The sequence below is a fragment of the Streptomyces sp. NPDC027962 genome (assembly GCF_055566095.1).
This window is the reverse complement of sequence record NZ_JBVHTA010000007.1, coordinates 118,188-133,620: the sequence shown is the minus strand read 5'-3', so window position 1 is coordinate 133,620 and position 15,433 is coordinate 118,188. Positions and strand designations below refer to the sequence as shown.

Genomic DNA, 15,433 nt, shown 5'->3' with positions numbered 1-15,433 from the left:
GCAGGGCGGGACGCCGGCCGTCCGCGTGAGGGAGGCGAGCGCATGACGGACGACGACATCACCCGCTCCCGGCACGCCGTCGTGATCGGCGGCGGCCTCGCCGGGGTCACGGCGGCACTCCAGCTCGCCGACGCCGGGGTGCGGGTCACCCTGCTCGAGAGCCGTCCTCGGCTCGGCGGGCTTGCCTTCTCGTTCCGTCGCGGCGACCTCACCGTCGACAACGGCCAGCACGTGTACCTGCGGTGCTGCACCGCCTACCGCTGGTTCCTCGACCGCATCAACGGCGCCCGTCTCGCTCCGGTCCAGGACCGCCTGGACGTCCCCGTGCTCGATGTCGCCGCCCAGGGCGGGCCGCGCCTCGGCCGGCTGCGGCGCACCGCGCTGCCCGTGCCGCTGCACCTCGCGGCGAGCCTGGCCGGCTATCCGCACCTTTCCCTCGCGGAGCGGGCCGGCGTCGCCCGCGCCGCGCTCGCGCTCAAGCGGCTCGACCCCGCCGACCCGGCGCTGGACGGCATCGACTTCGCCACCTGGCTCGGCCGCCACGGCCAGTCCCGGCGGGCCGTCGCCGCGCTGTGGGACCTCGTCGGTGTGGCGACGCTCAACGCCAGGGCCGCGCAGGCGTCCATGGGCCTGGCGGCGATGGTCTTCAAGACCGGGCTGCTCTCCGAGCCGGGGGCCGCCGACATCGGCTGGGCCCATGTTCCCCTCGGCGAACTGCACGACACGCTCGCCCGCAAGACCCTCGACGGGGCGGGGGTGCGCACCGAACTGTCCACCCGGGTACGGGAGATCAGCCGGTCGGCTGACGGCCGCTGGCAGGTCGAGGCGGACGGCGAGCAGCTCGACGCCGACACCGTCGTACTCGCCGTCCCGCAGCGCGAGGCCCACGCCTTGCTCCCGGACAGCGCACTGGCGGACCGTGACCGGCTCCTCGACATCGGCACTGCGCCGATCCTCAACGTCCATGTCGTGTACGACCGCAAGGTGTTGCGCCGCCCGTTCTTCGCCGCGCTCGGCACGCCGGTCCAGTGGGTCTTCGACCGCACGGAGGCGTCCGGGCTGAAGGACGGCCAGTATCTGGCTCTCTCGCAGTCGGCCGCGCAGGACGAGATCGACGAGCCTGTCGCCGCCCTGCGAAGCCGCTATCTGCCCGAGCTGGTACGGCTGTTGCCCGCCGCGCGCGGGGCCGGGGTGCGAGATTTCTTCGTCACCCGGGAGCGGACAGCGACGTTCGCGCCGGCCCCCGGCGTCGGCCGCCTGCGCCCGGATGCGCACACACGTGCCCCCGGCCTGTACCTTGCTGGCGCGTGGACTGCCACCGGCTGGCCCGCGACCATGGAGGGCGCCGTGCGCAGCGGGTTCAGTGCCGCTGGTGCTGCGCTCCTCGCGCTCGGCCGCCGCCATGAACATCCGCTCAAGGAGGCGGCGTGAGCACCAGTACTGGAACCAGAGGAGAAAGCGTGCCGACAGTGCACTCGGCGTACCCGGCTGACGACACCGCACAGAGCCCGGAGAACATCGACGTCTCCGCGCTGCTGGAGCGCGGACGCACCATGTCCACGCCGGTGCTGCGCGCCGCCGTGGAGCGGCTCGCGCCGCCCATGGACACCGTCGCCGCCTATCACTTCGGGTGGATCGACGCACAGGGACAGCCGTCAGAGGGCGATGGCGGCAAGGCCGTCCGCCCGGCGCTCGCGCTGCTGTCGGCGGAGGCGGCGGGCGCCGCACCGGAGATCGGCATCCCGGGGGCGGTCGCCGTCGAGCTGGTGCACAACTTCTCGCTCCTGCACGACGATTTGATGGACGGCGACGAGCAGCGCCGCCACCGCGACACGGTCTGGAAGGTGCACGGCCCCGCGCAGGCGATCCTCGTCGGCGACGCGCTGTTCGCACTGGCGAACGAGGTGCTGCTGGAGATCGGCACGGTGGAGGCCGGGCGGGCGACCCGCCGGCTGACGACCGCCACCCGGAAGCTGATCGACGGCCAGGCACAGGACATCTCCTACGAGCACCGCGAGCGGGTCACCGTCGAGGAGTGCCTCGAGATGGAGGGCAACAAGACCGGCGCGCTGCTGGCGTGCGCCGTCTCCATCGGCGCGGTGCTCGGCGGCGCCGACGACAGGACTGCCGACGCGCTCGAGGCGTACGGCTACCACCTCGGCCTCGCCTTCCAGGCCGTCGACGACCTGCTCGGCATCTGGGGCGACCCGGATGCCACGGGCAAGCAGACCTGGAGCGACCTGCGCCAGCGCAAGAAGTCCCTGCCGGTCGTCGCGGCGCTGGCCGCAGGCGGGCCGGCCTCGGAGCGGCTCGGCGCTCTGCTCGCCGCCGACGCCAAGAGCAACGACGTCGACAGCTTCTCCGAGGAGGAGTTCGCCACCCGGGCGGCTCTGATCGAGGAGGCCGGCGGCCGCGAGTGGACCTCCCAGGAGGCCCGTCGCCAGCACGCCGTCGCGATCGGGGCCCTCAGCGCCGTCGACATGCCGGAACGGGTCCGTGCGCAGCTCGTCGCGCTCGCGGACTTCGTCGTCGTACGAAAGAGATGATCCCCATCAGCATCGCCAGGACCACCCGGAGCAACAGCCGCACCATATGAAGCGCGTCGCCGGCCGGTGACTCACCCGTCACCGGCCGACGTCAGACCCCAGCTCAGCAGAGACCACTGCCACGAAGGGGAAGCCATGACAGCGACGACCGACGGAAGCAGCGGGCCCGTGCGGGCCGGCGCCGCAGCTGCCGGCGACACGAGCTCGACCACCGCCGCCAGGACCACCGCTGCGGGCACAGACGCACGGGGGGCGGCTGCGAGGGCCGCCGAACGGGCCGTTGAGCACCTGCTCGCGCGGCAGGACGCCCAGGGCTGGTGGAAGGGCGACCTCGAGACCAATGTGACGATGGACGCGGAGGACCTGCTGCTGCGGCAGTTCCTCGGCATCCAGGACGCGAAGACCGTCGAGGCCTCCGCCCGCTTCATCCGCGGGCAGCAGCGCGACGACGGCACCTGGACGACCTTCCACGGCGGACCGGGCGAACTGTCCACCACCGTCGAGGCCTATGTCGCCCTCCGACTGGCCGGAGACCGGCCGGACGACCCGCACATGCAGCGCGCCGCCTCGTGGGTGCGCAGCCGGGGCGGCATCGCCGCGAGCCGTGTCTTCACCCGGATCTGGCTGGCCCTGTTCGGCTGGTGGAGGTGGGACGACCTGCCGGAACTCCCGCCCGAGCTGGTCTTCCTGCCGAAGTGGTTCCCGCTGAACATCTACGACTTCGGCTGCTGGGCGCGGCAGACCATCGTGCCGCTCACCGTCGTCTCCGCGAAGCGGCCCGTACGCCCCGCGCCGTTCGCCCTGGAGGAGCTCCACACCGACCCGGCGATGCCCAACCCGCAGCGGCGGCTCGCCCCCGCGGCCAGCTGGGACGGCTTCTTCCAGCGCGCCGACAAGGCACTGCACCTCTACCACAAGGTCGCCCCCCGCAGGCTGCGTCGTGCGGCGACGAACGCCGCCGCCCGCTGGATCATCGAGCGGCAGGAGAACGACGGCTGCTGGGGCGGCATCCAGCCGCCCGCCGTGTACTCGGTGATCGCCCTGCATCTGATGGGGTACGACCTCGAGCACCCCGTCATGCGGGCAGGGCTCGAGTCCCTCGACCGCTTCGCCGTCTGGCACGCGGAGGACGGCCTTCCCGTACGGATGATCGAGGCGTGTCAGTCCCCGGTCTGGGACACCTGCCTGGCCACCATCGCCCTCGCGGACGCCAATCTGCCCGCCGACCACCCCGCGCTGGTGAAGGCCGCCGACTGGATGCTGAGCGAGCAGATCGTGCGGCCGGGCGACTGGTCCGTGCGCAGGCCGCAACTGGTCCCCGGCGGCTGGGCGTTCGAGTTCCACAACGACAACTACCCGGACATCGACGACACGGCAGAGGTCGTGCTCGCCCTCCGGCGGGTCAAGCACCCCGACCCGGAGCGTGTGGATGCGGCCGTCGCCCGCGGTGCCCGCTGGAGCCTCGGCATGCAGTCCCGCAACGGCGCCTGGGGGGCGTTCGACGCGGACAACACCAGCCGGTTCCCCAACCGGCTGCCGTTCTGCGACTTCGGCGAGGTCATCGACCCGCCGTCGGCCGACGTCACCGCGCACGTCGTCGAGATGCTCGCCCTCGAGGGCTTGGCTCACGACCCGCGCACCCGGCGGGGAATCCACTGGCTGCTCGCGGAGCAGGAGCCGAACGGTGCCTGGTTCGGCCGCTGGGGCGTCAACTACGTCTACGGGACGGGCGCCGTGGTGCCGGCCCTGACCGCCGCCGGGCTCCCCGCCTCCCACCCGGCGATCCGGCGGGCCGTCGCCTGGCTGGAGTCCGTCCAGAACGAGGACGGCGGCTGGGGCGAGGACCTGCGGTCCTACCGGGAGGAGAGGTCGATCGGCCGTGGCGCGTCCACGGCCTCGCAGACCGGCTGGGCGCTGCTCGCCCTGCTGGCGGCGGGGGAGCGGGAGAGCAAGGCGGCCGAGCGGGGCGTCGGCTGGCTCGCGCGGACGCAGCGGCCGGACGGCTCCTGGGACGAGCCGTACTTCACCGGCACCGGATTCCCCTGGGACTTCTCCATCAACTACCACCTCTACCGGCAGGTCTTCCCCCTCACCGCGCTCGGCCGCTATGTGCACGGCGTACCGTTCGCCGACCGTGCGGGCGCCCGCGAGGGGGGCTGATGGGCGACTCACAAGAGCCGCCGGCCGGCTCAGTCGTGCCGCTGCTGATCGCCTGTGCGCTCGGCATCGAGAAGTTCGCCCTGCGCGCCGGCGACCGCGGCGGAACCTGCGGCGACGTGACCGTCCTGCGCACGGGCATGGGGCCGGTCAACGCCGGGCGCGCCGTGCGCGACGCATGCACGGCCGGGCCGCTGCGGGACGCGGCGGTCGTCGCCTCGGGCTTCTGCGCCGGGTTCGCCCCCGGCATGCACCCGGGGGACCTGGTGGTCGCGGAGGAGACCCGGCTCGGCGGCATGTCCACCGTCTGCAGCAACACGGGCGTCCTGGTGCGGGCCGTGGCAAGGGCCGTACCAGGACGCACGGTGCACACCGGGCCGCTGACCGGCCTGGACCATGTCGTACGCGGCCATGAACGTGCCGACCTGCTGGCCACGGGAGTGATCGCCGGGGACATGGAGTCCGCGGCCACGGTAGGCAGTGCGCTTCGGGCCGGGCCGCGTCCGGTTGCGGCCGTCCGGGTGGTCGTGGACGCACCGGAGCATGAACTGGTTCGTATTGGAACATTTCGCGGTGGAATATCAGCCTTCCGCGTTCTTCGTGCCGTAACGCCCGCTTTTCTCGAATGGCACCGTTCTTTGCTGCTCCCCAGGAGGTGAGCCAGATGGCCATGCCGCTCCGCCAGACCATCAGGGTCGGGACGTATCTCTTCGAACAGAAGCTCCGCAAGCGCGACAAGTTCCCTCTGATCGTCGAACTCGAGCCGCTTTACGCCTGCAATCTCGCCTGCGAGGGCTGCGGGAAGATCCAGCACCCCGCCGGAGTGCTCAAGCAGCGGATGCCGGTGGCCCAGGCGGTCGGAGCGGTGCTGGAGTCCGGTGCCCCGATGGTCTCCATCGCCGGCGGCGAACCACTGATGCACCCTCAGATCGACGAGATCGTTGGCCAGTTGGTCGCCCGCAGGAAGTACGTCTTCCTCTGCACGAATGCCCTCCTGCTGCGCAAGAAGATCGAGAAGTTCAAGCCCTCCCCGTACTTCGCCTTCGCCGTCCACATCGACGGACTGCGGGAGCGGCACGACGAATCGGTCGCCAAGGAGGGCGTGTTCGACGAAGCCGTCGAGGCGATCAAGGAGGCCAAGAGCCGGGGTTTCAGGGTCACCACCAACTCGACCTTCTTCAACACGGACACCCCGCAGACCGTCATCGAGGTGCTCAACTACCTCAACGACGACCTCCAGGTGGACGAGATGATGATCTCGCCCGCGTACGCCTACGAGAAGGCACCCGACCAGGAGCACTTCCTCGGCGTCGAACAGACCAGGGAGCTGTTCAGGAAGTCCTTCGCCGGCGGCAACCGGCGCCGCTGGCGGCTCAACCACTCGCCGCTCTTCCTGGACTTCCTGGAGGGCAAGGCCGACTTCCCCTGTACGGCGTGGGCGATCCCCAACTACTCCCTCTTCGGCTGGCAGCGCCCCTGCTACCTGATGAGCGACGGTTACGTCCCGACCTACCGCGAGCTCGTCGAGGACACCGACTGGGGGAAGTACGGCCGCGGCAAGGACCCGCGCTGTGCCAACTGCATGGCCCACTGCGGCTACGAACCGACCGCCGTGCTCGCCACCATGGGCTCGCTCAAGGAGTCCCTCCGGGCCGCCCGGGAGACGCTGTCGGGCAGCCGCTGACCGTCGTCGCGTGACCTTCACCCGCCCCTCCCGCGCCCCGGGCGTGGGAGGCGCCCCTGTCAAGGAGGGCCGAGCAATGACCGAGGTCAAGGAGGGTCGAGCAATGACCGAGCAGCCCAAGGGCTTCGATCTGGCGGAGCTCCTTGCGAGCCGCGGTGCCGAGCGGTACGAGCTGCACACCCGGCACCTCAACCACCAGCTGCCGCGGATGCTCCGCACCATCGGATTCGACAAGGTCTACCAGCGGGCCGAGGGCGCCTACTTCTACGACGCGGAAGGCAACGACTACCTCGACATGCTCGCCGGCTTCGGCGTGATGGGGCTCGGCCGTCACCACCCCGTCGTACGCAAGGCACTGCACGACGTTCTGGACGCCCAGCTCGCCGACCTCACCCGCTTCGACTGCCAGCCGCTGCCGGGGCTGCTGGCGGAGAAGCTGCTCGTCCACACCCCGCACCTGGAGCGGGTCTACTTCGGCAACAGCGGAACCGAGGCCGTGGAGGCGGCACTGAAGTTTGCCAGATACGCCACGGGCCGACCGAGGATCCTGTACTGCACGCACGCCTTCCACGGGCTGACCACCGGCTCGCTCTCGGTCAACGGCGAGGCCGCGTTCCGCGACGGCTTCGCCCCGCTGCTGCCCGACACCGCGATCGCGATGGGCGACCTCGCCGCACTCGAGCGTGAGCTGGTGCGCGGCGACGTGGCGGGCTTCGTCGTGGAACCGGTCCAGGGCAAGGGCGTGCACCCCACCCCGCCGGGATTCCTGCGCGCGGCCCAGGAGCTGCTGCACAAGTACAAGGCCCTGCTGATTGTGGACGAGGTGCAGACGGGTCTCGGGCGCACCGGTGACTTCTACGCCTTCCAGTACGAGGCGGGCGTCGAGCCGGACCTCGTCTGTGTGGCCAAGGCCCTGTCGGGCGGCTATGTGCCCGTCGGCGCCACCCTCGGCAGGGACTGGATCTTCAAGAAGGTCTACTCGTCGATGGACCGGGTGCTGGTGCACTCGGCGAGCTTCGGCTCCAACGCCCAGGCGATGGCCGCCGGGCTCGCCGTGCTCTCCGTGCTGGAGGACGAGCATGTGGTGGCGAACGCGCGGGTGACCGGCGAGCTGTTGCGCGCCCGGCTGGCGGCGCTCGTCGACCGCTACGAGCTACTGCACGCCGTACGCGGACGCGGCCTGATGATCGGCATCGAGTTCGGCCGCCCGGAGTCGATCAAGCTGCGCAGCCGCTGGACCGTGCTGCAGGCTGCTCGCAAGGGGCTGTTCGCGCAGATGGTGGTGGTGCCGCTGATGCAGCGGCACCGGATTCTCACGCAGGTGTCCGGGGACCACATGGAAGTGATCAAACTGATTCCGCCGCTGATCATCGGCGAATGCGAGGTCGACCGCTTCGTGACGGCGTTCGAAGCCGTGATGGACGACGCCCATGGCGGCAGTGGTCTGATGTGGGACTTCGGCAAGACACTCGTGAAGCAGGCGGTGGCGAACCGCTGAGCGGGTCCTTTGCCTCTGAGGTAAGGAATTTGCCACAGAGGCAGGGATCTGGCGCAATGGAGGCATGACCACCTCCGTCGAGCCGCCGCCCGACGGGCTGCCCGAGATGGCGCCCCGGCTGCGCGAACTGCGCCGCCGCCGCGGTCTCACCCTCGAGTCGGCCGCCCAGCGGGCGGGACTGTCGCCCGCCCACCTGTCCCGGCTCGAGACGGGCCGCCGCCAGCCGTCGCTGCCGATGCTGCTCGCCCTCGCCCGGATCTACGGTACGACCGTGGCGGAGCTCGTCGGTGAGCAGCCACCGGAGAAGGAACCGGTCGTCCGCGCCCGCCGCGAACCCGCGGCGGCCGACGGCTGGCACTACCAACGGGCCGGCGCCCCCGGCCGGGCGATGCAGGCCCTGCGGGTGACGGTCCCGTACGGAACCCAGGGCGATCTGGAACGCGTACACCCCGGCGAGGAGTGGCTCCATGTCGTGGAGGGACGGCTCCGGCTCACCCTCGGCGGCACGGTGTACGACCTGGCTCCCGGAGACAGCGCGCACTTCGACTCGCTCACCCCGCACCGCATCGCGGCTGCCGGCCCCGAGGGGGTCGAGCTACTGTTCGTACACACCCTGCTGCAGGCTTCGGAACTGCACGCCACCTCTGCGCGGTAAGGAAGGCGATCGAAGGCCATGTCCCACGACCCCTTGGACCGACGCGCCTCGGGCGGCGGGAGCTCCCGCGAGGAGCGGTTCCCCCGCGGGCTGGTGATCCGGCTCTTCCTCTATCTGATCGCGGGCCACGTCATCGCCGGATTCCTCTACCTGCTGTTCCTGGTGGGCGGGCAGAACCAGTAGCCCGCTGCCGCAGCCGACCGGTGCCTCAGCCCTCGTCGAGGAGCCGTGCGCGCAGTCGCTTGCGGGTCTCGGGGGAGAGCTTGAGGCCCTCGGTGAGGTACCGCTCCTGCGTGCCCCAGTTCTGCTCGATCGCGTCGAAGGCGGCGGCCAGGTACTCGGCGCGGGCGTCGAAGAGCGGGCTGAGCAGCTCCATCACCTCGGGGGACATGGCGTCGGGGGAGCTGTCGGTGCGCCGGACCTTGTAGCGGCGGTGCGGATCGTTGGACTTGAGGTAGTCCGCCTCGATCGCGTCCCGCTCCACGCCGACGGCCAGAAGTGACACGGCGATCGACAGCCCGGCGCGGTCCTTGCCGGCGGCGCAGTGCATCAGGGCCGGGACGCTGTCCTCGGCCAGGGCGTGCAGAACCTGGCTGTGCTCGGCCGTACGCTCCTTGATGATCATGCGGTAGGAGGCGATCATCCGCCCGGCGCCCTTGCCGTCGTCGAGGATGGCCTTGAGCTGATCGAGGTTGCCGTCCCGGACCATCTTCCAGAACTCGGCGCCGTCGGCCGGGTCGCTCAGCGGCAGATTCACATTGCGCACGCCGGGCAGCTCGACGTCCGGGCCCTCCAGCCGCTGGTCGGCGGCGTTGCGGAAGTCGAAGATCGTATGGAGTCCCAGGGTCGTGAGGAACGTCGCGTCGCCCGCCGTCGCGTGCGCCAGGTGTCCGCTGCGGAACAGTCGGCCGTGCCGCACCCGCCGCCCGTCCACAGTCGGCAGTCCGCCCACGTCCCGGAAGTTGCGGACGCCGGTCAGATCCGGCTCTGTCGAGGGGGCCTGCGGCAGCTGCTGCGTCACGAGGACTCCTTCAGGTACTGCCGTCGGCGCTGCTCGCCGACGATGGCGCGGCTCCGACGATACGACACCCGTTCATGAGGCACTCATCTCGGCCATGAACCAATGGTGTTGACGGCCGCGCGCCGATTTCCTCGGGGCGTGGCCCCGGCGGTCCGCGCGGCGGGTGATGTGCGGACCTGTGCGGTCCTGCGAAGGCGAGCCTCCACACCCAGGGGGCGAAATGGTGCATCTGTATAGAGTGCGAGCATTTCGGGCGACGGTGACAGGGGGGTGATCTCGGCCTCCCGTTGCCATGACCGGCACCGCATTCCCGTTCCTTCGATGGGGGTGGAAGCGAGGGGCGACAGTGCGTTGCGTTAAGTGCGGGAGTAGATGACTAAATGCATCTTCTGTCCGAATTGCTCGTTTCGGCATAACGTGCCCCGTAAGCAGGGGAGATGGGTTGCGGTCCGTGAGCAGCGTCATATCTGTGACGTTCTGTGGCCGCGTCCGGCGCGCGAGTTCCCTTCTCGGTAAGGGGATTGATGCTCCGTTGTCCACGGAGGGTGACCGGGAAATCCCCGTTGATATCAGTCCCGTCATTGATCGGGGAAAATCGTGGCTTGTCCGGGACTGCCCGACTCGCCTACGGTCACGCTCAATCCGGACGGACCGCCTAATCCTGCCGCCGCCCGGAATTCGAACCCACCCACGTGTGGCAGGAGCGGGGGACCCAGGTAGTACGCCGATTCCGGTCAATTCGGACGGCTTGGGGTGAAGTCGTGCACGTTCGCGACCGGGCATCTCCAGCCCGAACCCGACAGCTCACCTCGCAGGCGCCGGAGAGGAAAGCGCCATGCCCGCAAAGGGTAAGCACCGCCGTCCCAAGACCAACCCGATCACCCGCGGCTTCGTCGTCGCCGGTACGGGTGGCGCCGCCATCGCGCTGCCCCTGTTCGGCGCCACCTCTGCCAACGCCGCACCCGCGGCGGCTCCGGCCACCGCTCCGGAGCAGGCCGCCGCCGTGGCCCCTGCCGCCGTCGAGGCCGCCGCCCTTCAGGGCGCCAAGAAGGCCCCGCAGACGTACACCGTCGTCCCCGGCGACTACCTGTCGAAGATCGCCGAAGAGCGGAACGTCCGCGGCGGCTGGAAGCAGCTCTTCAACGACAACCGCCGCGCCATAGGCGCCGACCCCGCGCTGATCCACCCGGGTCTCGAGCTGACGATCGGTGCCAAGTCCAAGGTCAAGAACGACCCCGAGCCCCGCGCCGAGTCGCAGCCCCGTCCCTCGCGTGACGACTCGCGGCCCGCCGCTCCGCAGGCCGAGGCTCCCGCGAAGGAGGCTCCCGCGAAGGAAGCCGCCACCCCGGCGCCGGCGTCCGGCTTCTCCGCCCCGGTCGACGCCGGCGTCACCACGCAGTACCGCGCCTCCGGCGCCATGTGGTCCAGCGGTTACCACACCGGCGTCGACTTCGCCGCCCCCTCCGGCACCTCTGTGAAGGCCGTCGCCGCGGGCACCGTCGTCTCCGCCGGCTGGAGCGGCGCGTACGGCAACGAGGTCGTCATCCAGCACACGGACGGCACCTACTCCCAGTACGCCCACCTCTCCTCGCTGGGCGTCTCCAGCGGTCAGTCCGTGTCCGGTGGTCAGCAGATCGGCCTCTCCGGCTCCACGGGCAACTCCTCCGGCCCGCACCTGCACTTCGAGATCCGGACCGGCCCGAGCTACGGCTCCGACATCGACCCGCTGGCCTACCTCAGGGCGCACGGCGTCTCCCTCTGATCCGTCCGATCCGACCCGTCCGATCGCCTTGGGTCCCAGCTGATCTGACATGGCGTCGGCCTCCGGAGCGGCAAGCACCGGTGGCCGGCCCACATGGCAAGCCCTCGCCACGCATTGCGGAGCGGGGGCTTCCGCGTATTCCGGATCGGCAGAATCCTGACCGGTGGCAAAGATCACTCCGCGTCAACCCCTCCTTACGGTCGCGTAGGTCACATCCGTAAAGGAAAGATGTGCTCCCGTGGCAGACGATTCGAGAACAGAGATCAGTAACGCATTCGGGTCGTACGCGGCGATCGGTGACAGCTTCACCGAGGGCGTGGGGGACCCGGGGCCCGACGGGACATACGTCGGCTGGGCGGACCGTTTCGCGGTCCTGCTCGCCGACCGCAGGCCCGAACACACCTTCAGGTACGCCAACCTCGCCGTACGCGGGCGTCTCCTCGACCAGATCGTCGAGGAACAGGTGCCGAGGGCGAAGGAACTCGCTCCGGACCTGGTGACCTTCTGCGCCGGCGGCAACGACATCATCAGGCCCGGCTCCGACCCGGACGCCGTCGCCGAGCGCTTCGAACGGGCCGTCGCCGACCTCACGCGCTCGGTGGGCACCGTCATGGTGACCACCGGTTTCGATACCCGTGACGTGCCGGTCCTGCGTCATCTGCGCGGCAGGATCGCCACCTACACGGCCCATGTGCGGGCCATCGCGGACCGCTACGACTGCCCGGTGCTCGACCTGTGGTCGCTCAAATCCGTCCAGGACCGGCGGGCTTGGGACGCGGACCGGCTGCACCTGTCGCCGGAAGGCCACACCCGGGTGGCCCTGCGCGCCGCGCAGGTGCTCGGTCTCGAGGTCCCCGCGGACCCCGACCAGTCCTGGCCGCCGCTGCCCCCGCGAGGGACGTTCGAGGTGCGCCGCGACGACATCCAGTGGGCGCGCGAACACCTGGTCCCCTGGATCGGACGCCGACTGCGCGGCGAGAGCTCCGGCGATCACGTGGCTGCCAAGCGCCCCGACCTGCTCCCGCTCTGAGGCAGGGCGCTCCCCGCGGCGGGGAGCGCCGCGGGGATGCGTTCGAGGACACCGCCCGCGAAGGCGTCGTACAGCGGGAGCGTCTCCAGGTGGACGTAGCCGATGTGGCAGTCGCAGACGGCGAGGGGGCAGGCGCGGGGGCGCAACGCCCGGCGGTACGAGCCGTCGTACAGATTGCCGAGCTCCGCCCGCACGAAGTGGCACCTGCGGACGGTCCCCTCGCCGTCCACCGAGATCACCGACTCGCCCGTACGGCACGGCAGGCCGGCCGAGCGGTGCGGATGGCGGCTGTAGGGGAACAGCGGATCGAGCTCGGTCCAGGCGTCCGCGTCGGCGTCCGTGAGTTCTTGGCCCTCGGGCGCGTTCACCCACAGGTAGACGTGCTCGGGGAGGTCCGCGCGCAGCCGGCGCCCCTGCTCCAGATGGCCGGGGAAGCCGACGATCCCCACACTGAAACGGATCTCCCTCCGGCTCAAATCGCGGCATTTGGTGAGGAAGCGTTCATGCGGCGTCTGCTCCGGGTGGTACGTGCACCACAGGGCGAGCTTCGCCGGATCCGCGTCGGACATCCAGTCGGTGCGGCAGCTCAGGTTCGTCTGGATCGCGACCCGCCGGACGTGCGGAAGGTGTGACAGCTCGATCATGGCCCGCCGGTACCAGGATCGGACGAGCCCCTCTCCCCACGGGGTGAACAGCACCGACAGACGGTCGTCGCCCTGCGCCGCCGCCCACGCCACGAAACGCTCGAGCGCCGCACGATCGGCGCGCAGCTGCTCGCGGCTGTCGCGGCGCTTGGCGAACGGGCAGTAGGGACAGTCGTAGTCGCAGGACGCGAGGGGTCCGCGGTAAAGGATCGTCAGGTCCATGGACGGGGGCTCACTTCAGCTCGTACGCGGCCATGGCGGCGCGCACCGCCGGCGAGAACAGCTCGGGGCCCAGCGCGTCCGAGTGGGCGAGCCCCTCGGCCGTCAGCCGCAGCCGGTCGGGTGCCGCCGCGCCGTCGAGCCAGCCGCGGGCGGCGAACCGCTCCAGTTCCGAACGGAAGTGGTCGGCCGGGTCCGCGCCGAACCGCTCGCGGTAGTCGGCCACCTCCATCCCCTCGGCCTGGAGCAGGGACTGGAGCAGATGCCGACGCCGTGCCTCGTCCGCGTCGACGTACCGGCCCACCTCGGCCCGGGAGAAGTCCTCGCTCTGGGTGTAGCCGTCGATGATGCCGCGTATCTCCCGCATGTCGACGGCGTAGTCGAACGAATAGTGGAGAGCCGAGGTGTAGGAACGGGCGCCGCAGCCCAGGCCGATCATGCCGTCCGTCTGGCACGCGTAGTCGTCGGCGGCGGCCGGCGGGGCGCCCGCGCGGCGGAACATGCGCATCGAGACCTGCTCGTACCCGCGAGCGAGAAGATGGTCGCGGCCCGTGCGGTACAGACGCAGCCGCTGCTCGTCCCAGGCGGCGTCCGCATCCTCCGTCGCGCCCCCGGCTGCCTCGCCCAGCCTGCCGAGACCGGTCAGAGGACGCACGTACAGCGGATACAGGTACAGCTCCTCCGGCTGCCACGCGAGCGCTGCGTCGAGCGAGGCGAGCCAGGTCCGCTCGGTCTGGCCGTCGATGCCGTAGATCAGATCGATGTTGAGGACGGGGATCCGGGTGTCCCGGATGCGGCCGAGGGCCGCCTCGGTATCGGCTCGGCGCTGCGGCCGCACGGCGGCCCTCGCCTCCGCGTCGACGAAACTCTGCACGCCGATGCTGATCCGGGTCGTGCCGCGTCCGGCAAGCACCGAAAGCCGGTCCGCGGTCGCCGTCGCGGGAGACGTCTCGACCGACAGCGGCACCGCCCCGAGGTCCGCGCCCATCCGCTTCTCGGCGATGTCGCAGAGCCGCTCGAGCTCTTCCGCCGTCAGGAAGGTCGGCGTCCCGCCCCCGAACGCGGCCGCCGCGAAGCGCACCGGGGCGTCGTCCCCCAGGGCGTCGCGCACGGCGACGGCCTGGCGGTCGAGGGCATCCAGATACCGACCGGTCAGCTCCCCCGGCGCGCCGATCCGGGTGAAGAGATTGCAGAAGCCGCAGCGGACCTCGCAGAACGGTATGTGCACATAGAGCGAGAGCGCGTCCTTGCGCTCGTGCGCCCACAGCCGGCGCAGTGCCGGCCGCTCCTCACCGAGCGGGCGGTAGGCGGTCTTGTGCGGATAGGCGTAGACATAGCTCTGGTACGGACGCGGGCTGGGGTGCGCGGCGGGGGTGCTCATGTGGATGCCTCGAGGAAGAAGTGGGCGTAGGGGACGGTCCAGACGGCCTCGTGACCGAGGCGGTGGCCGGTGAAACCGCCGTCGCCGTACGCGGTTCCGTGGTCTGAGCAGACCATCGCGAAGCACCGGCGGCGACTGCTCGCGGCTGCGAACAGCCGGCCGATGTGGCGGTCCACGTACTCGAGCGCCGCCCCGTGCGTCTCGCGGGAGTCTTGGGCGGCGCTGGTCGCGCCGGGCTGATGAAACCAGTTGGGCTGGTGCAACGAGGGGACGTTGACGAACAGGAACAGTCTGCGGTCGCGCGGCAGCCCGGCCACGACCTGCTCGGCGCGCGCCACCTGCGCCTCGAAAGACGTGGGCGACGCGACCCCGAACTCCGGCTCCCAGTGGCTCTCCTGGAACAGGCCGGGCAGCACGGACCCGAGCGGCCCCTGCTTGTTGAAGAACCCGACACCACCGATGCACACCGTGCGGTAGCCGGCCTCCGCCAGCCCGGAGACAAGATCGGGGGTGTCGAATACGAAGGTCCGGCCGGCGGTCGTCTCACTGCCTGCGAACCGGGACGCGAACAGCCGGGGATGCGGACCCTGCGACGCCGGGGTCGGCAGGAATCCCGCGAACATCGCCTGATGGGAGGCGTAGGTGAAGCTGCCGGGCGCATGCCGCTTCTCCCAGACGCCGCCCGGAAGATGACGGGCCAGATGCGGGATCCGGCCGGCGGCCGCCAGCTCGGCGGCGACGTCGAAACGCAAGGTGTCGAGCGTGACGAGCAGTAGATCGTCCCTCCCGACCACCTCGTTCATGTCGGGGGTGACGTCTGTCTGCTGGTCCGGAAC

Annotated in this window: 14 protein-coding genes and 1 riboswitch; of the genes, 10 read left to right on the top strand and 4 right to left on the bottom strand. The window is 70.7% G+C overall.

The window, feature by feature from the left end; genetic code table 11:
• The first annotated feature begins 42 nt into the window (after positions 1-42).
• The 8 genes from hpnE (at position 43) to ACZ4SA_RS09265 (ending at position 8,723) form a co-directional block, all read left to right on the top strand.
• Positions 43-1,431, top strand: coding sequence for a hydroxysqualene dehydroxylase HpnE (hpnE, locus tag ACZ4SA_RS09300; RefSeq protein ID WP_468271511.1), 1,389 nt, complete (start codon positions 43-45; stop codon positions 1,429-1,431).
• Positions 1,428-2,546: a polyprenyl synthetase family protein gene (locus tag ACZ4SA_RS09295; protein WP_468271508.1), complete on the top strand. Its 1,119-nt coding sequence runs from the start codon at positions 1,428-1,430 to the stop codon at positions 2,544-2,546. The genes hpnE and ACZ4SA_RS09295 overlap by 4 nt, the downstream gene beginning before the upstream one ends.
• A 135-nt stretch (positions 2,547-2,681) precedes the next feature.
• Positions 2,682-4,706 (top strand): squalene--hopene cyclase, encoded by a 2,025-nt coding sequence (gene shc, locus ACZ4SA_RS09290; protein ID WP_468271506.1) that lies wholly within the window; start codon positions 2,682-2,684, stop codon positions 4,704-4,706.
• Complete coding sequence (locus ACZ4SA_RS09285) at positions 4,706-5,362, top strand: phosphorylase family protein (protein WP_468271503.1); 657 nt, start codon at positions 4,706-4,708, stop codon at positions 5,360-5,362. Before shc ends, ACZ4SA_RS09285 begins: the two co-directional genes overlap by 1 nt.
• 5 nt (positions 5,363-5,367) lie before the next feature.
• Positions 5,368-6,387: an adenosyl-hopene transferase HpnH gene (gene hpnH / locus ACZ4SA_RS09280; RefSeq protein WP_468271500.1), complete on the top strand. Its 1,020-nt coding sequence runs from the start codon at positions 5,368-5,370 to the stop codon at positions 6,385-6,387.
• A gap of 103 nt (positions 6,388-6,490) precedes the next feature.
• On the top strand, positions 6,491-7,885 hold the full coding sequence (locus tag ACZ4SA_RS09275) for an aspartate aminotransferase family protein (RefSeq protein WP_468271497.1): 1,395 nt from the start codon (positions 6,491-6,493) through the stop codon (positions 7,883-7,885).
• Positions 7,886-7,949: 64 nt separating this feature from the next.
• The gene (locus tag ACZ4SA_RS09270; RefSeq protein WP_468271494.1) at positions 7,950-8,540 is read left to right on the top strand and encodes a helix-turn-helix domain-containing protein; all 591 of its coding nucleotides are present in this window, start codon (positions 7,950-7,952) and stop codon (positions 8,538-8,540) included.
• Positions 8,541-8,558: 18 nt separating this feature from the next.
• Entirely contained in the window at positions 8,559-8,723 is a 165-nt protein-coding gene (locus ACZ4SA_RS09265; RefSeq protein ID WP_468271491.1) for a DUF6126 family protein, read from the top strand.
• Positions 8,724-8,748: 25 nt separating this feature from the next.
• On the opposite strand, the gene ACZ4SA_RS09260 is transcribed toward ACZ4SA_RS09265, so the two are convergent.
• Positions 8,749-9,561 carry a tyrosine-protein phosphatase gene (locus tag ACZ4SA_RS09260; protein WP_468271488.1) on the bottom strand — a complete coding sequence of 271 codons (813 nt, stop codon included), beginning with the start codon at positions 9,559-9,561 and terminating at the stop codon, positions 8,749-8,751.
• Between the two features lie 675 nt (positions 9,562-10,236).
• Positions 10,237-10,394: riboswitch (cyclic di-AMP (ydaO/yuaA leader) on the top strand.
• Between the two features lie 2 nt (positions 10,395-10,396).
• Between ACZ4SA_RS09260 and ACZ4SA_RS09255 the strand changes: the two genes are divergently transcribed.
• Complete coding sequence (locus ACZ4SA_RS09255; RefSeq protein ID WP_468271485.1) at positions 10,397-11,323, top strand: M23 family metallopeptidase; 927 nt, start codon at positions 10,397-10,399, stop codon at positions 11,321-11,323.
• A gap of 238 nt (positions 11,324-11,561) precedes the next feature.
• Positions 11,562-12,353 carry an SGNH/GDSL hydrolase family protein gene (locus ACZ4SA_RS09250; protein ID WP_468271482.1) on the top strand — a complete coding sequence of 264 codons (792 nt, stop codon included), beginning with the start codon at positions 11,562-11,564 and terminating at the stop codon, positions 12,351-12,353.
• Here ACZ4SA_RS09250 and ACZ4SA_RS09245 read toward each other — a convergent pair.
• Genes ACZ4SA_RS09245 through ACZ4SA_RS09235 form a run of 3 tightly spaced genes read right to left on the bottom strand, consistent with a single transcriptional unit; the run spans position 12,314 to position 15,400 of the window.
• Entirely contained in the window at positions 12,314-13,219 is a 906-nt protein-coding gene (locus ACZ4SA_RS09245; protein ID WP_468271478.1) for an STM4011 family radical SAM protein, read from the bottom strand. The genes ACZ4SA_RS09250 and ACZ4SA_RS09245 overlap by 40 nt on opposite strands.
• A gap of 10 nt (positions 13,220-13,229) precedes the next feature.
• Positions 13,230-14,597, bottom strand: a complete 1,368-nt coding sequence (locus ACZ4SA_RS09240) for an STM4012 family radical SAM protein (protein ID WP_468271475.1) — start codon at positions 14,595-14,597, stop codon at positions 13,230-13,232.
• Positions 14,594-15,400, bottom strand: coding sequence for an STM4013/SEN3800 family hydrolase (locus ACZ4SA_RS09235; protein ID WP_468271850.1), 807 nt, complete (start codon positions 15,398-15,400; stop codon positions 14,594-14,596). Before ACZ4SA_RS09235 ends, ACZ4SA_RS09240 begins: the two co-directional genes overlap by 4 nt.
• Positions 15,401-15,433: the final 33 nt, after the last annotated feature.